This is a genomic window from Actinoplanes sp. GCM10030250, from assembly GCF_042666575.1.
Lineage (GTDB): Bacteria > Actinomycetota > Actinomycetes > Mycobacteriales > Micromonosporaceae > Actinoplanes.
In genome coordinates this window covers 20067-42036 of the sequence record NZ_JBHTDO010000014.1, presented here as the reverse complement: position 1 = coordinate 42036, position 21970 = coordinate 20067, and the positions used below count along the sequence as shown (strand labels likewise).

At 71.2% G+C, this 21970-nt stretch carries 23 protein-coding genes; 15 read left to right on the top strand and 8 right to left on the bottom strand.

The features are described 5' to 3' along the window. Positions 1 to 96: 96 nt before the first annotated feature. Positions 97 to 1296 (top strand): MFS transporter, encoded by a 1200-nt coding sequence (locus ACFQV6_RS19425; RefSeq protein ID WP_378028920.1) that lies wholly within the window; start codon positions 97 to 99, stop codon positions 1294 to 1296. A gap of 148 nt (positions 1297 to 1444) precedes the next feature. Here the strand turns inward: ACFQV6_RS19425 and ACFQV6_RS19420 are convergent, their stop codons facing one another. Beyond that, positions 1445 to 1825: a PPOX class F420-dependent oxidoreductase gene (locus tag ACFQV6_RS19420; RefSeq protein ID WP_378028919.1), complete on the bottom strand. Its 381-nt coding sequence runs from the start codon at positions 1823 to 1825 to the stop codon at positions 1445 to 1447. Positions 1826 to 2093: 268 nt separating this feature from the next. Here ACFQV6_RS19420 and ACFQV6_RS19415 point away from each other — a divergent pair, with 268 nt between their 5' ends. The 12 genes from ACFQV6_RS19415 (at position 2094) to ACFQV6_RS19360 (ending at position 11891) form a co-directional block, all read left to right on the top strand. Continuing rightward, entirely contained in the window at positions 2094 to 3152 is a 1059-nt protein-coding gene (locus ACFQV6_RS19415) for a polyprenyl synthetase family protein (protein ID WP_378028918.1), read from the top strand. A gap of 14 nt (positions 3153 to 3166) precedes the next feature. Beyond that, positions 3167 to 3673, top strand: coding sequence for a hypothetical protein (locus ACFQV6_RS19410; protein ID WP_378028917.1), 507 nt, complete (start codon positions 3167 to 3169; stop codon positions 3671 to 3673). Further along, positions 3670 to 4242: a hypothetical protein gene (locus ACFQV6_RS19405; RefSeq protein ID WP_378028916.1), complete on the top strand. Its 573-nt coding sequence runs from the start codon at positions 3670 to 3672 to the stop codon at positions 4240 to 4242. Before ACFQV6_RS19410 ends, ACFQV6_RS19405 begins: the two co-directional genes overlap by 4 nt. Further along, positions 4239 to 5234, top strand: a complete 996-nt coding sequence (locus ACFQV6_RS19400) for a hypothetical protein (protein WP_378028915.1) — start codon at positions 4239 to 4241, stop codon at positions 5232 to 5234. The genes ACFQV6_RS19405 and ACFQV6_RS19400 overlap by 4 nt, the downstream gene beginning before the upstream one ends. Then, a complete protein-coding gene (locus ACFQV6_RS19395; RefSeq protein ID WP_378028914.1) occupies positions 5231 to 5704 on the top strand; it encodes a hypothetical protein in 474 nt (157 codons plus the stop codon). The genes ACFQV6_RS19400 and ACFQV6_RS19395 overlap by 4 nt, the downstream gene beginning before the upstream one ends. Positions 5705 to 5748: 44 nt before the next feature. After that, positions 5749 to 6153: a hypothetical protein gene (locus ACFQV6_RS19390; RefSeq protein ID WP_378028913.1), complete on the top strand. Its 405-nt coding sequence runs from the start codon at positions 5749 to 5751 to the stop codon at positions 6151 to 6153. 3 nt (positions 6154 to 6156) lie between these two features. After that, positions 6157 to 6897, top strand: a complete 741-nt coding sequence (locus ACFQV6_RS19385; RefSeq protein WP_378028912.1) for a hypothetical protein — start codon at positions 6157 to 6159, stop codon at positions 6895 to 6897. Further along, positions 6894 to 7472 (top strand): hypothetical protein, encoded by a 579-nt coding sequence (locus tag ACFQV6_RS19380; RefSeq protein WP_378028911.1) that lies wholly within the window; start codon positions 6894 to 6896, stop codon positions 7470 to 7472. Before ACFQV6_RS19385 ends, ACFQV6_RS19380 begins: the two co-directional genes overlap by 4 nt. Before the next feature lie 4 nt (positions 7473 to 7476). Next, positions 7477 to 8007: a hypothetical protein gene (locus ACFQV6_RS19375; RefSeq protein WP_378028910.1), complete on the top strand. Its 531-nt coding sequence runs from the start codon at positions 7477 to 7479 to the stop codon at positions 8005 to 8007. Next, positions 8004 to 8858, top strand: a complete 855-nt coding sequence (locus ACFQV6_RS19370; protein WP_378028909.1) for a class I SAM-dependent methyltransferase — start codon at positions 8004 to 8006, stop codon at positions 8856 to 8858. The genes ACFQV6_RS19375 and ACFQV6_RS19370 overlap by 4 nt, the downstream gene beginning before the upstream one ends. A gap of 208 nt (positions 8859 to 9066) precedes the next feature. After that, entirely contained in the window at positions 9067 to 10443 is a 1377-nt protein-coding gene (locus tag ACFQV6_RS19365; RefSeq protein ID WP_378028908.1) for a glycoside hydrolase family 43 protein, read from the top strand. A 50-nt stretch (positions 10444 to 10493) separates the two neighbouring features. Continuing rightward, on the top strand, positions 10494 to 11891 hold the full coding sequence (locus ACFQV6_RS19360; protein ID WP_378028907.1) for a family 43 glycosylhydrolase: 1398 nt from the start codon (positions 10494 to 10496) through the stop codon (positions 11889 to 11891). 103 nt (positions 11892 to 11994) lie between these two features. On the opposite strand, the gene ACFQV6_RS19355 is transcribed toward ACFQV6_RS19360, so the two are convergent. The 6 genes from ACFQV6_RS19355 to ACFQV6_RS19330 form a co-directional block, all read right to left on the bottom strand. Next, positions 11995 to 12855: an SDR family oxidoreductase gene (locus ACFQV6_RS19355; RefSeq protein ID WP_378028906.1), complete on the bottom strand. Its 861-nt coding sequence runs from the start codon at positions 12853 to 12855 to the stop codon at positions 11995 to 11997. Further along, positions 12852 to 14348, bottom strand: coding sequence for a class I adenylate-forming enzyme family protein (locus ACFQV6_RS19350; protein ID WP_378028905.1), 1497 nt, complete (start codon positions 14346 to 14348; stop codon positions 12852 to 12854). Before ACFQV6_RS19350 ends, ACFQV6_RS19355 begins: the two co-directional genes overlap by 4 nt. After that, the gene (locus ACFQV6_RS19345) at positions 14345 to 15325 is read right to left on the bottom strand and encodes an acyl-CoA dehydrogenase family protein (protein ID WP_378028904.1); all 981 of its coding nucleotides are present in this window, start codon (positions 15323 to 15325) and stop codon (positions 14345 to 14347) included. The genes ACFQV6_RS19350 and ACFQV6_RS19345 overlap by 4 nt, the downstream gene beginning before the upstream one ends. Then, positions 15322 to 16497 carry an acyl-CoA dehydrogenase family protein gene (locus tag ACFQV6_RS19340; protein ID WP_378028903.1) on the bottom strand — a complete coding sequence of 392 codons (1176 nt, stop codon included), beginning with the start codon at positions 16495 to 16497 and terminating at the stop codon, positions 15322 to 15324. The genes ACFQV6_RS19345 and ACFQV6_RS19340 overlap by 4 nt, the downstream gene beginning before the upstream one ends. 19 nt (positions 16498 to 16516) lie before the next feature. Further along, positions 16517 to 18097, bottom strand: coding sequence for a succinic semialdehyde dehydrogenase (locus ACFQV6_RS19335; protein ID WP_378028902.1), 1581 nt, complete (start codon positions 18095 to 18097; stop codon positions 16517 to 16519). Positions 18098 to 18199: 102 nt separating this feature from the next. After that, entirely contained in the window at positions 18200 to 19534 is a 1335-nt protein-coding gene (locus ACFQV6_RS19330) for a cytochrome P450 (RefSeq protein ID WP_378028901.1), read from the bottom strand. A 94-nt stretch (positions 19535 to 19628) separates the two neighbouring features. Between ACFQV6_RS19330 and ACFQV6_RS19325 the strand changes: the two genes are divergently transcribed. Together ACFQV6_RS19325 and ACFQV6_RS19320 are read left to right on the top strand one after the other, a co-directional pair. Then, the gene (locus tag ACFQV6_RS19325; protein ID WP_378028900.1) at positions 19629 to 20294 is read left to right on the top strand and encodes a TetR/AcrR family transcriptional regulator; all 666 of its coding nucleotides are present in this window, start codon (positions 19629 to 19631) and stop codon (positions 20292 to 20294) included. A 50-nt stretch (positions 20295 to 20344) separates the two neighbouring features. Beyond that, positions 20345 to 21232: a YihY/virulence factor BrkB family protein gene (locus tag ACFQV6_RS19320; RefSeq protein ID WP_378028899.1), complete on the top strand. Its 888-nt coding sequence runs from the start codon at positions 20345 to 20347 to the stop codon at positions 21230 to 21232. 108 nt (positions 21233 to 21340) lie between these two features. Here ACFQV6_RS19320 and ACFQV6_RS19315 read toward each other — a convergent pair whose 3' ends face one another. Beyond that, the gene (locus tag ACFQV6_RS19315; protein ID WP_378028898.1) at positions 21341 to 21922 is read right to left on the bottom strand and encodes a helix-turn-helix domain-containing protein; all 582 of its coding nucleotides are present in this window, start codon (positions 21920 to 21922) and stop codon (positions 21341 to 21343) included. Between the last annotated feature and the right edge of the window lie 48 nt (positions 21923 to 21970).

Below are 21970 nucleotides of genomic sequence, written 5' to 3'. Positions count from 1 at the left end.
CCTGCCCCCGGATGTGATCCTGCTCGCCCGGCGGTCCGGTCCGTTCCAGGAGGGCCCCGGTCGTGCGTACGTTTGTACGCACGACGAGAGGGAACCATGGATCAGACCACCGCGCGCCGCAGGCTCGCGCTCTTCGCGCTCTTCTTCCTGCCCGGCCTCGGCATCTCGTCCTGGGTGACCCGCACCCCCGACATCCGCGACCTGCTCGGCGCCTCCACCGCCGAGATGGGCCTGGTGCTGTTCGGCCTCTCGGCCGGCTCGATGATCGGCATCCTCGGCTCCGGCGCGCTCGTCAGCCGCTTCGGTACGCGCCCGGTCGTGACCGCCGGCATCGTCACCTCCACCCTCAGCATCTCGGTGATCGGCCTGGGCGCGGCCCTGTCGCAGAGCCCGGTGGTGGCGGCCGGGCTGTTCCTGTTCGGCTTCGGCATGGGCGGCGGCGAGGTGGCCATGAACATCGAGGGCGCCGACGTGGAACGCCTCATCGGCCGTCCGGTGCTGCCCACCATGCACGGCTTCTTCAGCCTCGGCACCGTCGCCGGGGCGATCGCCGGCATGGTCCTGACCGCCGTGGCGTTCCCGGTGACCTGGCACCTGCTGGTCATCGGCCTGATCAGCGTCCCGGTGGCGGTGTTCGCCGTCGGCCGTCTGCCCGCCGGCCTGGGCCGTGCGACCCGGGCCACCCGCTCGGCGGCGCCGAGCGAGCCGGTCTGGCGCGACTCGCGGCTGCTGCTCATCGGTGTGGTCGTGCTCGCCATGGCCCTCGCCGAGGGCGCGGCGAACGACTGGCTCCCCCTGATCATGGTCGACGGCCACGGGTTCGATCCCGCCCTGGGCTCCGCCGTCTACGTGGTCTTCGCCGCCGCCATGACGATCGGCCGGTTCACCGGCGACCGGTTCCTGAACCGCTACGGCCGCGCCAAGGTCCTCGGCGCGAGCGCGATCATCGGCGGGGTCGGCGTCGCCCTCGTCGTCTTCGTCGACAGCCAGGTCGTGGCGGCGGCCGCGGTGCTGCTCTGGGGCCTCGGCGCGGCTCTCGGCTTTCCGGTGGCGCTCTCCGCCGCCGGCGACTCCGGCGAGAACCCGGCCGCACGCGTCTCCCTGGTCGCGACCGTCGGATATGTGGCCTTCCTGGTCGGGCCGCCGGCCCTCGGCTTCCTCGGCGAACACTTCGGCCTGCGCGCGGCGATGATCGTCGTCCTGGCGCTGCTGGCGATCGCAGCGGCCGCGGCACCGGCCCTCAACCGCACCGGCACCCGCACCGGCACCGGCACCCGGATCGAAGAGCCGGTCTGACCCCCGGCGGCACCGCTGGGCGCCAGCTGGTGGGCTCGGCTGGGCGTGAGTGGTGTGTTGAGCGGCGCGGAGCACCTCTGAGCGCCAGCTGGTGGGTTCGGCTGGCGCTGAGCGGGGTCTCCGTGCGGCACGGTTGTCGACGGGGCTTTCAGAGGGTGATGACGATGCCGATGCCGGGCGGGCGCTTGATGCGGAGCAGTCGGGAGAGCCCGCCACCGATGCGGGCGGAGAAGTAGCGGCTCTCCAGGAGGCGGCGTGCGGTGTCGGTCTCGGAGGGCGGAAGCAGTGTGGCGGTGCCCCGGACCGGCGTGGCGTCCGGCGCGACCTTACCCCGGATGTCGCAGGCGACGACCTCCACCTCGGGGTTCCGGCGGATCCGCTTGACCTTCCAGGCGTCGGCGGCCGACACGGTGGTCACGGTGTTGCCCTCGGCCACGTGCCAGACCGGCGTCGACACCGGTGTGCCGTCTTTGCGGTAGGTGGTCAGGCTTATCTGCTTGCTCGCGGCGATCTCTGCGGGCACGGTCATGGCGACTCCTCGTGGTTGTTCCGACGGCTTTCGGGCCGGCGAGCGAGTACCAGCGTGACAGGACCGAGCGTGACAGGACCGAGCGGGACAGGACCGAGCGGGACAGGCGCGCACGCGGCAAGGGAGGACCCTCCACGGCGATCCGGCGGCCACCCCCGGCAACGATGGCGGCCGCTCCCGGCAACGATGGCTGCGGCCCCGGCGACGATGGCTGCCGAGCCGGTTTCCGACAGTGACTGGCCCGGCAGCCGTGTGTGATGATTCGCCGGTGGCACACGACGCCGCTCTCGTGGCCCGGTTGCTCGACGAGGCGCGGAGCCTGGTGCTCGGCGAGATCCGCCGCGCCATCGCCGACCGGCGCCGCACCGGGTATGCCCCCCTCTACGACCAGCTCGAGGTCTACCCGTTCCGGGAGGGCAAGGGACTGCGGCCGGCCATCCTGCTGTCCGCCTGCCGCAGCGTCGGCGGATGGACGGAACAGGCGATCGTCTCGGCGACGGCCGTCGAACTGTTCCACAACGCCTTCCTGGTGCACGACGACATCGAGGACGGCTCCGAGCTGCGCCGGGGGCTGGTGACGCTGCCCGAGCAGTTCGGCGTTCCGTCCGCCGTCAACGTCGGTGACGCCACCAACGTGCTGGCGATCGCCATGCTGCTGGACAACCTCGAGGTGCTGGGCGTACGCAAGGCGCTGCTGACGATCCGGGAGATCGAGCGGATGGCCCGCGAGTCGGTGGAGGGCCAGGCGATCGAGCTGGAGTGGATCCGCCTTCGCCACTACGACCTCAGCGACGACGACTACGCCCGTATGGCCCACAAGAAGACCTGCTGGTACACGGTCATAGCGCCGCTGCGACTCGGTGTCATCGCGGGCAGCGTGCCGGGGGTGGGTGCACCCACCGACACCGAGCTGGAGCCGCTGATCGGTGTCGGTTTCCTGGCCGGGATCGCCTTCCAGATCCAGGACGACCTGCTGAACCTGGTCGGCGACCCCGGCGTCTACGGCAAGGAGGCCGCCGGTGACCTGTGGGAGGGCAAGCGGACCGTGATGTTGAATCATTTCATCCGCGGCGCTTCCGCGCCGGTGCGCGACCGGGCGCTCGCCGTCCTGAACACCGAACGCAGGGACAAGGACGCCGCCGAGGTGTCCTGGCTGCACGCCGCCATGCACGAGGCGGGCTCGATCGAGCACGGCCGCAGGCTGGCCAACGAGTACTGCGAGCGCGCCCTGGAGGCGTACGCGCAGATGAACGTGTTCACCGTGGACGGCACGGACCGCCGTTTCCTGCAGGAAATGTTGACCTACGTCATCGACCGGATCAAATAGGCGGGGTTGAGCGTATGCGGATCAGTAACCACGAGGCCGGCGGGGACAGTGGCTGGGACGATCTGGTCCGCCTGCAGTCGGAGTACCAGGCTCGGCTGACCGAGGAGACGCTGAGGTATCTGCGGGGAGTGCAGGCCGCCTTCAGCCCGCGGGCACCGGGCACGGTGGTCCAGACGGCCGGCGTTCAGGTGCGCGTCTCCGGCCTGCCCGGGAGTCGCGTCGATGTGAAGTTCTCCGTCGAGAACCGGCAACGGGTCCACACGACCGTCGTGCCGGCGATCAGCCTCATGATCAACGACGAGGGCTGGACGTGGTACCCGAGGGCGGAGCCGAGCCCGGCCGCGCTCGTGCTGGCGCCGCAGGACGTCGTCACCGTGTCGATGAGCGTGGAGCTTCCCGCCGAGCTGCCGCCCGGTGTGTTCCGGGGGTCCATCATCCTGCAGGGTTTCCTGCCCGACCCGATGCCGTTGCAGATCACGGTCGGTGCCGCGGCCGAGCAGGCGCCGGAGGGGGACCGATGAGCGAGCCCGACGTGCGGCTCGTCGACGTGCCCGGCGAGCAGGGCCGGACGACCGTCACCCTGCTGGCCTCTCTCACGGCCCGGCTGGCCACGCTGCCGCTGGCCTCGGGAAGCGACGTCATCGGCTCGATCGCCGCCGGTTACGCGGCCCTCGGGCGGGCTGTCGCGCGCAGCGCCGAGGGTGCCCAGATGCGCCGGGCGATCGAGACCAGCGTGGCAGGTGCGAACGGCGACGCGATCTGGCAGCGGCTGCATCTGGACGAGTGGCTGGGGTCGTTGCCGCCGGCACCGGTGCTCCAGCAGTTGCAGAACGACATCGCCCTGCTCGCCGCCGACGACCTGGGGCGCGTGCTGGACCTGCCGGCGGCTCCGGCGGAACCGGTCGGTGTGGCCGGCGCGGCCCGGCCCGAGGACGCCACGTTCGCCGACTTCCTGACCGGCATGTGGGCCCTCTCTCGGCTGGTGGTCACCGGGGTGGAGCACCTGGCGGCGTCCGGACAGCAGCATCCGGACGGCGTACCGGACGGGGCGACCGCCCCCGGTGACCGGTCCGGCGCGATACTGCGGTGATCCCGCCCGACGTCCTGCGCCCGCCGGCGGCCGGCGATCCGGCGGCCGCGGCGTACAAGGACTGGCTGCACCTCAACCTGTTCGACCACGAGCGCGACACGGTCGGGCTGGTCAACATCTCGATACACGGCCGGCCGGGAAGCCCGGAGACCCAGGTCGTCACGGCCGCTCTGTTCGACGCCGGGTACGGCGGCTGGGCAGGCGACATCACGTCGGCGTCGTGGGCGCAGGCCGCCGTCTCGCTCACCGGGCTGTCGACGCGGACGTCGTCGATCGCCATGGTCGGCGACACCGTGGTGGCCGGGGTCACCGGTGACGTGACGCGGGTGCGCGTCACCGCCGCTCCGGCTGTCGAGGCGGAGCAGATCCCCACGACGCGGGCCTTCGGCACGGGCTGGATCGGGTGGCGTCTCGTACCGCGGATGCGGGCGGACGGCTGGATCGATGCCGGGGGCACCCGCCACCCGGGCCCCTTCGACGCCTACCACGACCACACATGGGGCCGCTGGCACTGGGGTGACGACATCGGCTGGGAGTGGGGCACCTTCATGGCGGGACCCGGTTCCGGCTCGGGCGCCGGCGTGGTGCTCGCCAGGACGACAACCCGATCGCACCGGGACGCCGCGCCGTTCACCGTGGTCCTCGACGTCGACGGGGAACGCCGTCGATTCGGTGGTGCTCGGGTGCGGGTGGTCCGGGGTTCCGCCGCTCCGGCCCCGGTGTGCCGGCTGCCGGGCGCGCTGGCGGCCCTGCACGCGGACCGGCGCCGGCCGCGGCTGCCGGGGACGCTGAGCCTGACCGCCCGGTCCGGTGACGACCTGGTGGAGCTGGAGTTCACCTGCCGTGCCGTGGCCCAGCTGATTCTGGCCGACCCGGTCCGAGCCGGTTACTCGTTCCTGCACGAGCTGAGCGGTCACTTCGCGGCGCAGGCCCGGGTCTCCGGCCGTACCCGATCATTTGAAGGTTTGGGCATTGTCGAGTTCCTCTCGTGAGCGAGCCGCTGGCCTGGTATGTCCGGGAGCTGGTGTCGCGACTGGGTGACGGTGACCCCGCGGCGCTGGCCCGGCTGCGCACGATCGTCGGTGTCCGGCGGGCCCGTGTCGGCCTCGAGGGCGAGACCGTGACGGTCCGTTTCGAACCCGGCGGGGAATTCGTCGCCGGCGCCGGTGACGGCGAGCAGGTGGAGGGTACGGGCTGGACCAGGCACGCGGTGGTGCTCGCCGTGCTGGCCGGTGCGCTCGATGCCACCGATGCCGTTGTGGACGGGATGATCGAGGTGCGGGGATCCGCCGAGGCGGTGAACGCCATGTTCCTCGCTGTCGAGATCCTCATCGATGCCGCGACCCGAATACCGGCACTGCGGGAATTGTCCGAACAGTACGTCGGTGAATACTCCGCCTATCGCGCTCATGCGGTGAATCAGAGAAATGACAGATCCGACACCGACGTGATCAAGAATTGACGTGAGACCATACGCCGGGACACCGAACCGTCAGGGGATGTGTTATGGGCGTTGATATTCCGCAACCGTTCGTCACCAAGATCGCGGGCCCGATCGGACCGGTCACCGTGGACGGGGTCCCGGACAACTTCGACATCGATATCGACATCAACAGCCTGCCGAAGATTCAGCTCGGCATCGATCCGGTGACGTTGAACCCGGTGGATGCCCGGATCACCCTCGCCCCCGTCGACGTGACGATGCGCATCGACCGGCTCCCCGACACCCGGACCCACCTGCCGGCCGACTTCGTGCTGGGCGTGTGTGTGCTGGGGATGGAGCTGATGGCCGTCCGGCTGCGCGGCGAGGCCCAGATGATCACCGAGCCCTATGTGCCCGGCCCGTGCGAGCGACCCGGCCGCCCGGAGACCGGACCGGATCTCAGGCCGCTGCCGCAGCGCGAGGGCTGACCGGTGACCACGGACGACGACCGCGTCGTCTTCGCGGGACCTCCCGAGTTGGTGGAGGGTTTCGTCCCGGTCGACCCGGCGAACCGTCGCGACATCCGCGTCCTGCTCGCCTCGGATGACGGCTACCAGCAGGTCCGGGCGCTCACCGCGCCGGCGGGCGGCCAGACCCTGGTGCGGCTGGTGCTGCCCGGCGCGATGCCGCCGGACGAGGTCGCGGCCCAGGTGCAGGTCGGCGACCAGCGGTACGAGGCGGTGGTTCGGCCGGGTCCGCACACCCAGCTCGAGTGTTCGCCGGCCCGGCTCGACCTGGAACCGGGTGATGCGCCCGCCGAGGCGACGCTGCGGATCGTCAACGTGGGCAACACCTCGGTGGACGTCGCGAAGGTCTCCGGGTTCGGCCTGATGCGCGAGGGCGGCGTCGACTCGGCGATCGGCGCCGGCCTGCGGACCGGCGACCGGGGCCTGGATCGGCTGGGACACTTCGCGGACACCCTCGCCGAGCTGCACGGCGGGCTGGTCCGGGTGAGCGTGCGATCCGGCGCCGGCATCCTCGAGCCCTCGTCGGCCACGACGGTGCGGGCGGTCTTCGACATCGACCGGGCCGAGCTGGTCCCGGGACGGCGGTACTCCGGTGTCTGGGTCATCGCCACTCTCCGGGTTCCGGTGTCGGTGAGCCCGTCCACCCCGCCGGCCCAACCCAAGCCCACCCGGCGCAGGCGGACTCCGAAGGGACAGACCTCATGACGCAGACCTCCACCGTCCCGTCCCTGACCGAGGCACTACGAGCAGCCCGTGCCCTCGGTGAGCGCGCGGCGCGCTCCCTCGTGACCCTGGCCGGGCAGGCCGACGACGACCTGCGCGGCCTCGCCGGCGCGGGCGCCGCCGCGGCCCGTTGTGAGCAGCCGCGCCCGCCGGCCTGCTGGTTGCCCACCGAGCTGCCCCCGATCAGCTGCGAGGTCGGCCGGGGCGGGACCGCCCGGATCTGCTTCCGGGTGCACAACGGCGGGCTCACGACGCGGACGGTCTTCGTCGCGGCGACCGGACCTGACGCCGGGTTCGCAACGGGGCATCCCTCGAGCGTCAACCTGGGCGCGCTGGAGACCGGTGAGCTGGTCGCCGTGGTGACCCTGCCGGACGGGGTTCACCGCGCGGACCTGATCCTCTGGGTGCGCGGCTGCGGGGACACGGCCGTGCGGCTGACGGTCGTCGCCGAGGATGACGGATGCTCGTGTGAGCGGCGCATCGACATCGAGGACGCCCCGGGCACCCGGCACGAATGGCACGACCACTTCGACCAGCCGTGCGGGTGCCGGAGGTAACGGGATGGCTGAGGGACTTCAGGACGCCTGGCGCCGGGCGATCGACGCCAATCTGCGCTACTACGGGGCGTGGAGCAGCCTCGTCGAGGACTACGTCCGCGACCTCGGCAACGTGCTCAAGGACAACGCGCCCGCGGTACGCCTGCCGTCGTTCACCGTGCCCGGAGTCGTACCGCCGGCGGACCCCGGGGCGGCCCGGCAGCCGCCCCCGCCCGGCCGGTTGCCGGCCGTGGTCCTGGAAGGGCCGCCCGGCGCCACCGTGCAGGGCGCCGTGCTCGTGCAGAACCATCTGCCGCACCCGGTGACAGCGGCGGTCGACGTCCGGATGGACACGGCCGGCCCTCAGGTGATCGTCGAGCCCGCCGCCGTGACCCTGGCACCCGGTGAGACGACCGTTGTCCGCATCACCGCCACCGTGCCCGACGATCCAGCGGCGCCGGAGAGCAGCGGCCGGGTCCTGGTTCCCGAACTGGTCGGAACGGCGGTGCCGGTGGTGGTTCGCACGCGGCTCGACCCGGCCGGAGGCGGCCGGTGAGCGGCGTCCATCCCAGCACCGCCGCGACCTCCACGCTCGCCGCGATGATGTGGTGGTACGCCTCGGCGGTCCTCGAACCCGCACGGGCTCTGCGTGCCCGGGGGATCCCGGTCGTCGCGCCGCCGAGCGGTGACGACCTGCATCCGATGCCCTCGCCCGGCCTCGGTCCCCGGTTCGCCCGGCAGTGGCCGTCGCCGCGGCTGCTGGACAGCGACTCCGAGCACAGCCACCTGGTCACCGAGTTCGAGCAGATGGCGCAGGTGTACGACGCGTTCGTCCGGCCGTTCTCCACGCCGATCTTCGCGGAGGCCCTGCGAATCCTGCGCCCGATGGTGGCGCCCGACGCTCGCGCCCTCGACGCCGGGTGCGGCCCCGGCCGCGAGCTCAAGGAGGTCGCGCGACTGGTTCCGCGCGGTGAGGTGGTGGGCATCGACCTGGCCGCCGAGATGGTCACCCAGGCTCGCGCATCGGCCCGGGCGTCCGGCCTGGACAACACCGCCTTCGCGCAGGCCGACGTCGGACGGCTCCCGGACGACTTCATCGCGGCCTTCGACCTCGTCTACTGCTGCCTGGCGCACCATCACTACCCGGATCCGCCCGCCGCGGCCGCCGCCATCCACCGCGCGCTGCGCCCCGGCGGCGTCTACGCCGTGGTGGACCCCGGGCCGGCCTGGTTCACCGCGTCGGCGGCGCCACTGGCCCGCGAGTCGGATCCCGGCTGGGTCTCGTTCCACACCCAGGAGCAGTTCCGAAAGCTTCTGCTGGACGCGGGCTTCGCCCGGGTGCGCGTCCACGAGCTGCTGCCCGGATTCCTGCTGGTGCTGGCGCAGCGAGCCGGCCATGCTGCCTGATGTGATCGATCACATCGATGATGTCAACTAGCTAAACACCATCGGCATTGATATTTCTCGAACCTTGACACCGGGTTGGTTATCGCTAACATCGCCGGGTAACAAGCTCGTAATCTCCCCGACGTAATGCCGGTGCCGAGGCGCCCCCATGTCTTCGTGCGGCATCGGATCCCCCATCCCCGCTCCGAGGAGAGCCGCCACCGTGGTCATGTCCCGCAGAACCTTCACCATGCTTCCGGTCCTGTCCGCGGCCGCCGCCGCGGCCGCCGTAGGGGCCGCACCGGGTGCCGCGTCAGCGGCCAACGCCGCCTACGTGTTCGGCTACTTCAAGGAGACCCCGAACCAGAGCGGCGACAGCTACGCCCTGCACCTGGCGGTCAGCACCGACGGGCTGAACTGGCGGCCGCTGAACCAGAACAACCCGGTGGTCACCCCGACCGCAGGCACGCAGGGGCTGCGCGACCCGTTCATCCTGCGCAAGCAGGACGGCACGTTCGTGGTGCTGGCCACCGACCTCAAGGGCCGGATCTTCAACACGAACAACCAGTACCTGCACGTCTGGGACTCGCCGGACCTGCGCAGCTTCAACAACTACCGCCGGGTCCGGATGCACGGCCTGAACACCCACACGTGGGCGCCCACCGCGTTCTGGGTGCCGTCGCGCAACGAGTACGCGATCGTCTACTCGGCCAACAACGGCGCCGACGTCTTCATGGTCAACTACACGTCGGACTTCCGGACGGTGAGCACCAACCAGGTCTACTTCAGCCCGGGATACCCGGTGCTGGACGCGGACATCGTGGCCGACGGGTCGACGTTCTACATGTACTACAAGAACATGAACGACGGCCTGATCTACGGCGCCCGTTCCTCGACCGGCAACCCGAACAGCTACAGCAACTACACCAGCGGGCTGCGGCAGGGTAACGCCATCGAGGCGCCGCTGCTGATCAAGAACAACACCGGCAGCGGGTGGCGGCTGTGGGGCGACTCGTTCAGCCCGGTCAACAACGACTACTACGCGTGGTCCAGCTCGAACATCGGCGGCAGCTCCTGGACGCAGCTGAACCAGCGCGACTACACCCCGCCGCTGAACGGCAAGCACGGCTCGATCGTCGGGATCACCACCGCCGAGTACGACGGCCTCGTCGCCCGGTGGGGCCTGCCGAGCTGGGTACGGCTCAAGTCGTACAACTTCCCGGACCGGTTCGTGCGCCACGCCGACAGCATCGCCCGCATCGACGCCTACCCGTTCGACCCGCACCAGGACCAGCTGTGGCGCATGGTGGCCGGCCTGGCCGACGCCGCCGGTGTGTCGTTCGAGTCGATCAACTATCCCGGCCGGTACCTGCGGCACAGCAACTACGCGATCCGGCTCGACACCAACGACAACACCGCGGCGTTCCGCGGCGACGCGACCTTCACCCGGGTCGCCGGCCTGGCCGACTCCTCCTGGTCGTCGTTCCGGTCCTACAACGTCCCGGACCGCTACCTGCGCCACTCCGGCTACGTGCTGCGCATCGACCCGCTCACCACGAGCTCCAGCGCCACCGACCGCCAGGACGCCACGTTCCGCGTCGTCTGACATGTCGTCTGAGAGGCCCGAAATCGTCTGAGGTGCCTGAAGGAGTAAAGATGCGTGCTCGTTCCCTGCTCGGCGCGACCATCCTGCTGACCGGTTCCGTCGTCGTGCTCTCCGGCACCCCGGCCCAGGCCGCCTCACTGGCGACCGGCGCCCGATCGCTGGAATCGGTCAGCCATCCCGGCCGGTACATACGTCACCAGGACTCCCTGGGCCGGCTCGACCCGGTCACGGCGAGCAGCACGGCCCAGGTCAAGCTCGACGCCACCTTCACCGTGGTGAACGGGCTCGCCTCGCCGTCCTGCTACTCGTTCCAGGCGAAGAACGGCCAGTTCCTGCGGCACCGGGACTGGCGGCTGCGGCTGGACACCAACACCGGCGATCCGACGTTCCGCGGCGACGCCACGTTCTGCGCCGTGGACGGTTCGGTCGCCGGGTCCGTGTCGCTCACCTCGTACAACTATCCGGCCCGGCGGATCCGGCACCGCGACTTCACACTCTGGCTGGACACCTACCAGGACACGGCCGCGTTCCGGGCGGACAGCTCGTTCCGGCTCACCACCGCCTGGGCGCCGAGGACCAGCAAGAACCCGGTCCTGCCCGGCCTGTTCGCCGACCCGCACATCGCCAGCTTCAACGGCCGCTACTACCTCTACCCGACCACCGACGGGTACGCGGGCTGGAGCGGCACCTACTACAAGGCGTTCTCCTCCACCGACCTGGTGAACTGGACCGACCACGGTGTGATCCTCGACCACGGTCCGGACGTGTCCTGGGCCGACAACTCGGCCTGGGCGCCGGCGGTCGCCACCCGCAACGGCCGCTACTACCTGTACTTCTCCGGCGGGCTGGCCAGCGGTAACACCGCCAAGCAGCTCGGCGTGGCGGTGGCCGACTCACCGACGGGCCCGTTCCGCGACGCGCTGGGCCGGCCCCTGGTCCGCAGCGACCAGTTCTCCGGCGGCCAGGCCATCGACCCGATGGTCTTCGTCGACGGCGACGGGCAGGCGTATCTGTACTGGGGCCAGGGCGTCGCCCGCGCGGTGCGGCTGAACGCCGACATGGTGTCGTTCGACCCCGCCCAGGTGCGCACCATCACTCCGCCGGGATACAACGAGGCGCCGTTCGTGTTCAAGCGCAACGGCACCTACTACCTGATGTGGTCGCAGAACGACACCAGAAGCGAGAACTACCAGGTCGCGTACGCCACCGGCACCTCGCCGCTCGGACCGTGGACGAACCGGGGCGTCGTGCTCCAGAAACGGCTCGACCTCGGCATCAAGGGCACCGGGCACCATTCGGTGGTCCAGGCACCCGGCACGGACACCTGGTACGTGGCCTACCACCGGTTCGCCGTACCGGCCGGCGACGGCACCAACCGCGAGACCGCCATCGACCGCATGGAGTTCAACGCCGACGGCACCATCCGTCCCGTCGTACCGTCGCTCTGACCCAGCCGCCGTCCGTTCTGACGCTCATCGCCGGGCGATCGGAGGCTTTTCGGATCTTGGGTAATTGGCCTCGTCCCGCGGTGTAAAAACGCTCAAGATCGCGTCAGGTGTCGGTGTCGCTCGGTTCGGGGGTGTTTCGGGTGGTGCGGCGGGCGCGCTCCTCGTACCCCTGCCGCACGGCCTCGTCGGCCTGGCTCAGGACCTTCCCGGCGTCGGACAGTCGGTCGAGCAGGCCCGCGACGCGGCGGGGGAGGGCCTGGGTGAACTTCGTGGGGCCCTGGATCCAGCGCGGAACCCAGAGTTCGGCGCGCGGCTTGCGCAGGGCGGATTCGATCACCTTGGCCACGTCCTCGGGGGTGACCCGTTTGACGCCCTTCGCGTCGGGGACGCCGGCGGACAGTTCGGTCTGCACCACGGTCGGCAGGATGAGCGTGACGTCGACGCCGGCGGGTGCGAGTTCGGCGCGCATGGCCTCGCTGAAGCCGACCACGGCGAACTTCGAGGACGAGTAGGTGGCGGCGTTGGCGACGGCGAGGCGTCCCACCGCTGAGGCCACGTTGACGATGTGGCCGTGACCGCGGTCGACCATGCCGGGAGCGACCGCCTTCGTACCGTTGATCATTCCGAAGACGTTGACGTCGAAGATCGTCCGGGTGATCTGGTCGGGTTCCTTGAGCAGGGAGCCGAGCGGCATGATGCCCGCGTTGTTGATCAGCGCGTCCCACGGGCCGAGGTGGCCGACCTCGGCCAGGAAGTCCCGCCACGAGGCGGGGTCGGTGACGTCGAGCCGGGCGGCCACGACCCGGTCGCCGAAGGGTGCGGCGGTCGAGGCCGCCAGGTCGGCGTCGAGGTCGCCGATCGCGACGGACGCGCCGAGCCGGGCCAGGCGCTGGGCGGTGGCGCGGCCGATGCCGCGCGCGCCACCGGTGACGATCACGGCCATCCCCGGGATTCTGCGGCTCATCGTGACTTCCTGACCAGATCGCGTACGGCCTTGCGGTTGATCTTCCCGACGCTGGTCAGCGGGACCGCGTCCAGCACGGTGACCTCGCGGGGGTGTTTGTACTTGGCCATCCGGGCCCGGGTGTACTCGACGAGGTCCGCGCCGCTGACCTGGTGGCCCGGCAGGAGCTGCACGACGGCGACCACCTCTTCGCCGTTCTTGGCGTCCGGTCGGCCCACGCAGGCCGCGATCTGCACCGCCGGGTGCTCGAGCAGCACGTCCTCGACGTCGCGCGGGAAGACGTTGAAGCCGCCCCGGATGATCAGGTCCTTCATCCGGTCCACGACGTAGAGGTAGCCGTCGGCGTCGAGGCGGCCGATGTCACCGGTGTGCAGCCACCCGTCCCGTACGGTCTGCGCGGTCAGCTCCGGGTCGTTCCAGTAGCCGAGCATCACGCCCGGCCCGCGGACGCAGATCTCGCCGTCCTCGCCTGCCGCGACGGGGTTCCCGGCGAGGTCGAGGATGGCGACCTCGGCGTTGGGCAGCGGCTTGCCGACGCTGCCGGGGCGGTGCTCGGTCATCGTCTCCGCCGAGATCACCGCGCTGGACTCCGTGCAGCCGTAGCCCTGCAGGACGGTCACGCCGAAGGTCTTCTCGGCCGCGGCGCGGATCGCGGGTGGCAGGGTGGCGCCGCCCGAGCCGAAGGACTGCAGCGAGGACAGATCGTAGTCACCGAGCGGCTGGGCCAGCAGCATCTGGAGCATGGTGGGTACGACCGGGCTGGTCTCCAGCCGGTGCTCGGCGACCAGCCGCAGCCAGCCGGTCGCGTCGAACCAGCGCTGCAGGACCGAGACGAGCCTGCGCTCGCTGTGCAGGCCGGCGATGGCGACGATCAGCCCGTAGGCGTGCGACAGCGGCAGCGGCAGCAGCGACCGGGTCGAGGTCCCCGATCGGGAGCCCAGTTCCAGGCCGCGCCCGGCCTCCCACAGCCCGCGGTGGCTGAGCATGACGCCCTTGGCCCGCCCGGTGGTGCCGCCGGTGTAGAGCAGCGCCGCCAGGTCGTCGTCCGCGCGCGGCTCGATCGCGGCCGGCTCGCCGGCTTCGAGGGCGGTGTACGAGTCCTCGCCGATGACGAACGTGGTGATCGCCAGCCCGTCGGCGGCGGCGCCGAACAGGGTGGCCAGCTCCGGGCTGATGATCGCGGCGGTGGCGCCGGAATCGTCGAGGATGTGCCGCAGCTCCGGCCCGCTCTGCAGGAAGATCACCGGCGTGACCACCGCGCCGGCCCGCCAGATCGCCCGGTAGGAGATGAACACCTCGGGGGCGTTCATCGTCATCACGACCACCCGGTCGCCCGGCTGGACCCCGTGCGCGCGCAGCCCCGCGGCGACCCGGGCCGACCGCTGGTGTATCTCGGCCGAGGTCAGCCACCTGCCCTCGAAGAACAGCGACTCGTAGTCGCCGAGGCGCTCGAAGGACTTCTCGGCGAGGACAGCGAGGTTGTGATCACTCATCGCGTTGCCACCTCCATGGCCAGCCGCGCCACCTCGTCGAAGGCCGCGACGTCGTCACCGAGCAGGAATCGATCGACCTTGGCGCGCCGCCAGTACAGATGCGCGTCGTGCTCCCAGGTGAACCCGATGCCGCCGTGCACCTGGATCACCGTCTCGGCCGCGTGGTCGAGGGTGGTCGCCGCGGCGGCCTTGGCGGCGGCCGCGGCCAGGGGCAGCTCGCCGGGCGCGTGGTCGGCGGCCCAGGCGGCCCACCAGACCAGCGACCGCAGCTGCTCCACCTCGACGTAGACGTCGACGAGCATGTGCTTGATCGCCTGGTAGGAGCCGATCGCGCGCCCGAACGCGCGCCGCTCTTTCGCGTAGGCAACCCCGAGGTCCAAGACCTGGGCGGCGGCGCCGAGGCTTTCCGCGGCCAATACCGTACGGCCGACCCGCTCGGCCCGCCGCCACAGCTCGGTGGCGCCGGGAACTAGCACGCTCGCCTCGCCCAGGTCGACGTCGCCGAGCCCGCGGGTCGCGTCGATCGGCTCCCGGGCGGTCACCCGGCCGGGCCCGCAGACCAGGGCGCCGTCGCGCAGGGCCAGGAAGGTGTCGCTGCCGGCCGCGTCCAGGACGGGCCCGCTCTCGTCGATCACCGCGACCGCCAGGCTGCCGTCGGCGAGACCGGCCAGGCGGTCGCGGTCGCCCTCCAGCAGCACGGCCGCCCGCGCGAAAGTCACCAGCGACGGGCCGGCGAGGACCCGGCCGGCCTGCTCGGCCACCACGGCGAGTTGCAGCACGCTGCCGCCGCCCCCGCTCGCACTCTCCGGAACCGTGATGGTGGCGTATCCGCTCTTGACCAGCTCCGCACGACCGGGCCGGGCCGCGGCGCCGCCCTCCAGCGCCGCCCGGGCCGCCGCCGGTGAGGCCGAGGCCGACAGGAATTCGCGGGCCGCGGCGGCCAGATCCAGGTGCTCCTGATCCAGGTCGAAGTTCACGCGAGGCTCTCCTTGAACGTGAGGCCCTTGTCGGCGCGGGGTTCGGCGGGCAGGCCGAGGACACGTTCCCCGATGATGTTGCGCAGCACCTGGTCGCTGCCGCCCGCGATGGCCATGCCGGGCAGCACCGCCTGCACGGTCTGCCAGGTGCCGTCGCCGTCGCGCGACGCCGCGACACGGGCGTCGGCGCCGAGGACGCGGACGGCGAGGTCGGCCAGGTCACGTGCCGAGCGGGTGCCGCTCAGCTTGCCCGCCGACGCCTCGGGGCCGGGGAACTCGCCGCGGCTGAGTTTCGACAGCTGCCGGTAACCGGTGTAGCGGGCGCCGAGCGCGGCGACGTAGCCCCGGCCCAGCTCCTGGCGGGCCAGCACCTGCCGGTCGGCGGGCAGCGCGCCGATGTGCTCGGCGACGTGCCGGGCCACCGTTTCCGGCTTGGACCCGATCGCCGTACCGCCGCCGCCGAGCGAGAGCCGCTCGTTCATCAGGGTCGTCAGCGCCACCGTCCAGCCGTCGCCTACCTCGCCGAGGCGCTCGGCGTCGGCCACCACCACGTCGTCGAAGAACACCTCGTTGAAATGCGCCTCGCCGTTCATCTGCTTCAGCGGCCGGACCGTGACACCGGGGGCTTTCATATCGACGACGAACATCGTCAGGCCGCGATGTTTGGGCACGTCAGCATCGGTACGGGTGAGCAGGATCCCGTAGTCGGCCAGGTGAGCCAGGGTCGTCCACACCTTCTGCCCGGTGATCCGCCAATCGCCGCCGGCGTCACGGACGGCCCGGGTACGCAGGGCGGCCAGGTCACTGCCGGCCTCCGGCTCGCTGAACAGCTGGCACCACAGGTCGTCGGCCCGCAGCAGCCGCTTGAGGTAGCGCTGCTTCTGGCTGTCGCTGCCGTGCACGATCATGGTCGGCCCGCACATGCCGATGCCGATCAGGTTGATCAGGCGGGGGAGGCCGAGCCGGTCCATCTCCTGGTCGACGATCGCCTGCTGCATCGGCGTGCCGCCGCGCCCGCCGGCCTCCACCGGCCAGGCCACCCCGACGAAGCCGGCCTCGTAGAGGGTGGCCTGCCAGGCCCGGTGATCGTGGTGCCCGTCGCGGTGCTGCTCCAGGAACGAGCGGACCTCGGCGCGCCAGGCCGCCTCGTCCGGGGTGTCGTCGAAATCCATGCTGGTCCCTTCTGCGCGATCACCGGATGCCGAGCCGCCGCAGCAGCTTCAACTGCCTGTTGCCGAGCGCCACGAACGACTCCGCCGGCCGGCCCGGCGGCGGGCCGACCGGGCCGAGACGGGAGACGGCCACCGTCTGCGCGTCGGTGTACTTGCGGATGCCCTCGGCACCGTGGCGGCGGCCCAGGCCGCTGTCACCGCGGCCACCCATCGGCGCCTCCACCGTGCCGATGGCGAGGCCGGCGCCGTCGTTGATGTTGACCGCGCCGGAGCGGATCCGGCGGGCCATCGCCTCGGCACCGGCGATGTCGCCGCTGAAGATGCTGGCGGACAGGCCGTGGCGGCCACGGTTGGCGGCGGCGACGGCGGCCGCGTCGTCGGCCACCCGGTGCAGGGCGACGACCGGGCCGAAGGTTTCGCCGAGGCAGACGTCCATGTCGTCGGTGACGCCGGCCAGGACGGTGGGCTGGTAGGCGTACGGGCCGATGTCGGGTCTGGCTCGGCCGCCCGCCAGCACCGTGGCGCCCTTGGCGACGGCGTCGCGGACGTGCGCGCTGACCCGGTCCAGCTGGGCCTGGCCGGCCAGCGGGCCGACGTCGTAGCCGAAGCCGATGCCCTGGCCCAGCCGCTGCCCGCTGGTGGCGGCCAGCAGCGCGCCGGTGAACGCGTCGTACACGTCCGTGTGCACGATCACGCGCTCGATGTGGATGCACATCTGGCCGCTGTTGGCGAACGCCGCCTCCGCGGTGCCGCGGGCGGCGAGGTCCAGGTCGGCGTCGGCGCGGACGATCAGCGGGTTCTTGCCGCCGAGTTCGAGCGAGGTGCCGATCAGGCGGCGTGCGGCGCGCTCGGCCACGATCCGGCCGGTGGCGGTGGAGCCGGTGAAACAGACGTAGTCGACGGCGTCGACGAGGGCCGTGCCGATCGCCGGCCCGTCGCCGGAGACGACCTGCCAGACGTTCTCCGGCAGGCCGGCCTCCGCGAGGAGGGCCCGGGCCCACAGCAGGGTCAGCGGTGTCTGTTCGTCCGCCTTGCTGACGGCGGTGTTGCCGGCCAGCAGCGCCGGGATCAGGTCGCCCGCGCCGAGGTAGAGCGGGTAGTTCCAGGGCGACACGATCCCGACGACGCCCTTGGGGATGCGCAGCTCCCGGGCCCGGGTGACCACCGGGACGGCCGGGCGGACGACCCGGTCCTTGAGGTACGCCTGGCCGTGCCGGGCGTAGTGACGGGCCACGGTGCCGAGCAGGAGGACCTCCTGCCAGGCGTGGAAGCGCGCCTTGCCCATCTCCCACTGGATGAGGTCGAGCACCTCGTCCTGCCGCTCGACCAGCAGGTCGTGGAAGCGGAGCACGACCGCTGCGCGGGCGCCGTAGGACAGTTCGGCCCAGTGCTCCTGCGCTGTCCGGGCTCGGGTGACGGCGGCTGCGACGTCGCCGGCGGTACAGGCCGGCACGGCGGCGGTCGGCAGGGCATCGAACGGCGCGATCGCCGTGGTCGTGCTCGAGCCGCCGTCGGGAGCGGCGACCCAGCGCCGTAGTGAAGCGAGCCGGGCGCCGGTCAGCCAGGCTGGGCGGTGGGCGCTGACCGTACCGTTGCCCATGATTGAGCCTTTTTCAACGTGGCGAGGGCCTCGGCCGCCGGTGCCGGACAACGGCCCGGCAGCCTCAGGCCCGATGCCAGGTAGAAAATTGCTCATTGTCGCTCAGTTCCTGATCAGTTGGATCGGCTGGCCGTCCTTGGGGAACGGGAGTGAATGCTGATCGAGCGGCGGGACATATCCCGGGTCGACGCTCCAGTGATATTCGCGCAGCAGCCGGTGCATGATCGCCTTGACCTCCAGGCCGGCGAAGTGCATGCCGATGCACTTGTGCACGCCGCCCCCGAACGGCTCCCAGGCGAACCGGTGCGAACGGTCCTCGCGGCGCTCCGGTGCGAAGCGCTCGGGGTCGAAGACCATCGGGTTGGTCCAGTACTCCTCCATCAGGTGGGTGAACTGGATGCCGACCGTGCACATCGTGTCGGCCGGGATGCGGACCCCCTGGACGACGGTGTCCTTGACGGTGTAGCGGACCAGCACCGGAACCGGCGCCCGCAAGCGCAGCGCCTCGCGCATGACCAGGTCGATCGAGACCAGCGACTCCAGCTCGCCCCGGTCCGGCGCCGGTCCGAGAGCCAGCGCCTCGGCCCGGCAGCGTTCCTGCCACGCGGGGTGCTGGCCGAGGTATTGAAGGATCGCGGAGGTGGTGATGGTCGACGTGTCGTGCGCCGCCATCATCAGGAAGATCATGTGGTTGATGACATCGTCGTCGGAGAACCGGTCGCCGTTCTCGGTCTCGATGTGGCAGAGCACCGAGAAGATGTCGTCGGTCACCGCGGCCCGCTTGGCCGGCAGGTAACCCCTGAGAAAGCTCTCCAGCACCCGCCGGCCGCGGTAGGCCCGGCCCCAGCGGGTGAGCGGCACGTCGGCCCGGACGACACCGGCGGCGGCCTGTACGCAGGAGATGAACGCTTTGTTGATCCGGTCCATCTCGGCCCTGCTGGTGTCGTGCGCGCCGCCCATGAACAGATCCGCGGCGATGTCGAGGGTGAGCTGCTTGAGACGCCAGTGCGCCCGGACCTGCCGGCCGGCCTCCCAGCCCGCCATGCCGCGCTCGATGGCCGGGTGCAGCCGGCGCGTGTAGCCGTCCAGCCGCTCCCGGGTGAACGCCTCCTGCATGATCCGCCGATGATCGTGGTGGTCCTCGAAGTCGATGAGCATGAGCCCGCGGTGGAAGAACGGGCCGACCAGCTGTGACCAGGCCGGTTCGTTGGCGAACGCCTTGTCCCTGTTCTGCAGCGCCTCGCCGCAGGCGTCCGGGCCGATCAGCATCACCGTGGTCCTGCCGAGCATGTAGGACGGGGCGACCGGGCCGTAGTGCTCCCACTGGCGCCGGTACAGCCGGACCGGGTCCCGCTGATAGTCGAAGAACCGGCCGATCCAGGGCAGCCCGCGATCGTCGGGGCGCAGGTGGCTCAGTTCCAGAGTCTCGGCCGTCATGGCTCACCTCGAAACGACATCGTCGTATCGACCAGCGTGATTCGGGAAGGGCGTCCTGTCAATGTTTCGGACCGGCTGTGGCATGGTTGGCGACATGGCGGTCCGATCAGGGATCTACCGGGGCGTCAGCGCCGCCGACCGGGTCGTGCGGCGCCGCACCCGGCTGCTCGCCGCCGGCCTCACGGTCTGGGCCGATCCGCTGACGCGCACCACGATGACCGCCGTCTGCGCCGAGGCAGGCCTCAGCGAGCGGTACTTCTACGAGAGCTTCACCGGGCTCGAAGCGCTGCTCGAAGCGGTCATGGACACCATCGCGGCCGAGATCGAGGAGACCAGCCATGCCGCGGCCGAGGCCGCGGGCGACGATCCGATGGCACGGGTACGCGCCTCGGTACGGGCGTTCATGGACCTGCTCCTGGACGACCCCCGGAAGGGCCGGGTCGCGATCGTGGAGTCCCTCGCCGTGCCGAAACTTCGGCAGCGCCGCACCGAACTGCTCCGCCACCTGGCTCACCAGTCGGCGATCGAGTCCCGCAAGGTCCTCGGAGCGCCCGGCCGCAGCCGGGTCCTCGGAGCGCCCGGCCGCAGCCGGGTCCTCGGAGCGCCCGCCCGCAGCCGGAACGAGGACGAGATCGGCGGCATGCTGTTCATCGGCGGCATGGCCGAGTTGATCACCGCCTGGCTGGACGGCACGCTCGAGGCGTCGACGGATGAGATCGTGGAAGCCGCGTCGCGGGCGCTGCTGGGAATCTACGGCTGATCATCCCGGTGCCTGCGTAACCCGGTGGGTGGCCGGGTAACGGTGGCTGCGTGACGGAGCGGACTTTCGCGGGGAGGGTCGCGGCAGGCTGGCGACGCCTGCGCGACCGGGCCGGCTGGCTGGACCATGTGATCCGGGCCGGGGTGCGTTACGACGAGGCCGACGGTGGCCGGCTCGCCGCCGCCGTGACCTACTACGCGTTCTTCGCCACGTTCGCCCTGGCGCTGATGGGCTTCGCGGTCTTCGGGTTCTTCCTGGACGATCCGGTGGTGCTGCGGACGGTGGAGCGTTACTTCGCGGAATACCTGCCCCACGTCGAGGTGCAGACGTTGCGCGACGCCAGGAACACCGCCGGCGTCATCGCGTTCATCGGCCTGCCGATCACGGGATGGTTCTGGGTCGACGCGTTGCGCTCGTCGATCCGCAAGATGTGGCGGCTGCCCGAATACCCGGGCCGGCTCGTCGTCCGCGTACTCATCGACCTGCTCGTGCTGGCCGGGCTGGGACTCCTGCTGGCGGCCTCGCTCTCGATCGCCAACCTGACCACGAACGTCGCGAACCGGGTGCTGGACGCCGCTGACACCGCCGCGACGCCGTCCCGGTGGCTGCTGGCCACGATCGGGCTCCTGCTGGGCATCGGCGTGAACATGGTGCTGGCCGCGGGCATGCTCACCGGGCTGCCCCGCGTGCGGATGCCGTGGCGCCGGGTCCTGGGGCCGGCCCTGATGGTGGCGGCCGCCCTGGAACTGCTCAAGACCCTCGGTCGCCTGTACGTGGAACGCACCGAGGACAATCCGGCGTACCACCTGGTCGCGGGCTCGGTCGGCCTGCTCGTCTTCCTCAACGCCGTGAACCAGACGGTGCTGTTCGCCGCCGCACTGACGGCGACGAGCAGCACGGGCCGCCCGGCCGACCTCGCCACCGAGGCCACCGTCTAACGGGCCGGGGCGACGACATCGGCCGGCTCACTCTGATGAGCCTCGAACTCGCGGCACAGCTCGGCGAGGATACCGGCCCGGTCGCCGAAGTGGTCGTGGACCAGGGGTTCAGTGGAGCCGCGTGGCTGCCGTTCGCACGCTCATCCGTTCGCCGGGGCGCCCGAAGATGCTCAGGATCTCGGCGGGCTCATCTCCGGTGCTGCCGAACCAGTGCGGCACCCGGGTGTCGAACTCGGCGACTTCGCCGGCAGCCAGCACCCAGTCCTGATCGCCCAGGACGAGACGCATCCGGCCGGACAGCACGTAGATCCATTCGTAGCCGTCGTGTGAGCGGGGCTCCGGCGTCATCTTGCTGACCGGGATGACGATCTTCCAGGCCTGCATGCCGTCGGGCTGGCGCGTCAGCGGGATCACCGTACGGCCCTTCACCCGGCCCGGCTTGAGCCGGACCCGCGGGTCGCCCACGTCGGGCGCACCCACGAGGTCGTCGAGCGGCACCCGGTACGCCTGCGACAGGGCCAGCAGCAACTCCAGGGTCGGCCGCCGCTGCCCGTTCTCCAGCCGCGACAGCGTGCTCTTCGAGATCCCGGTGGCCTCCGCCACCCCGGTCAGGGTCAGCCGGCGCCGCGTACGCACGCTCTTCAGCCGGGCCCCGACGTGCTCCAGCCCGCCTGTCCCAGTGACCTCCACGAGCTGATCCCACTCCCATTTCCCGGTAACGGCAACATTCGTTGGCCC

Coding starts and splice junctions, on each gene's coding strand:
- ACFQV6_RS19425 (WP_378028920.1), top strand. CDS start 97: ATGGATCAGACCACCGCGCGCCGCAGGCTCGCGCTCTTCGCGCTCTTC.
- ACFQV6_RS19420 (WP_378028919.1), bottom strand. CDS start 1,825: ATGACCGTGCCCGCAGAGATCGCCGCGAGCAAGCAGATAAGCCTGACC.
- ACFQV6_RS19410 (WP_378028917.1), top strand. CDS start 3,167: ATGCGGATCAGTAACCACGAGGCCGGCGGGGACAGTGGCTGGGACGAT.
- ACFQV6_RS19405 (WP_378028916.1), top strand. CDS start 3,670: ATGAGCGAGCCCGACGTGCGGCTCGTCGACGTGCCCGGCGAGCAGGGC.
- ACFQV6_RS19390 (WP_378028913.1), top strand. CDS start 5,749: ATGGGCGTTGATATTCCGCAACCGTTCGTCACCAAGATCGCGGGCCCG.
- ACFQV6_RS19380 (WP_378028911.1), top strand. CDS start 6,894: ATGACGCAGACCTCCACCGTCCCGTCCCTGACCGAGGCACTACGAGCA.
- ACFQV6_RS19375 (WP_378028910.1), top strand. CDS start 7,477: ATGGCTGAGGGACTTCAGGACGCCTGGCGCCGGGCGATCGACGCCAAT.
- ACFQV6_RS19365 (WP_378028908.1), top strand. CDS start 9,067: ATGTCCCGCAGAACCTTCACCATGCTTCCGGTCCTGTCCGCGGCCGCC.
- ACFQV6_RS19360 (WP_378028907.1), top strand. CDS start 10,494: ATGCGTGCTCGTTCCCTGCTCGGCGCGACCATCCTGCTGACCGGTTCC.
- ACFQV6_RS19355 (WP_378028906.1), bottom strand. CDS start 12,855: ATGAGCCGCAGAATCCCGGGGATGGCCGTGATCGTCACCGGTGGCGCG.
- ACFQV6_RS19350 (WP_378028905.1), bottom strand. CDS start 14,348: ATGAGTGATCACAACCTCGCTGTCCTCGCCGAGAAGTCCTTCGAGCGC.
- ACFQV6_RS19340 (WP_378028903.1), bottom strand. CDS start 16,497: ATGGATTTCGACGACACCCCGGACGAGGCGGCCTGGCGCGCCGAGGTC.
- ACFQV6_RS19335 (WP_378028902.1), bottom strand. CDS start 18,097: ATGGGCAACGGTACGGTCAGCGCCCACCGCCCAGCCTGGCTGACCGGC.
- ACFQV6_RS19330 (WP_378028901.1), bottom strand. CDS start 19,534: ATGACGGCCGAGACTCTGGAACTGAGCCACCTGCGCCCCGACGATCGC.
- ACFQV6_RS19325 (WP_378028900.1), top strand. CDS start 19,629: ATGGCGGTCCGATCAGGGATCTACCGGGGCGTCAGCGCCGCCGACCGG.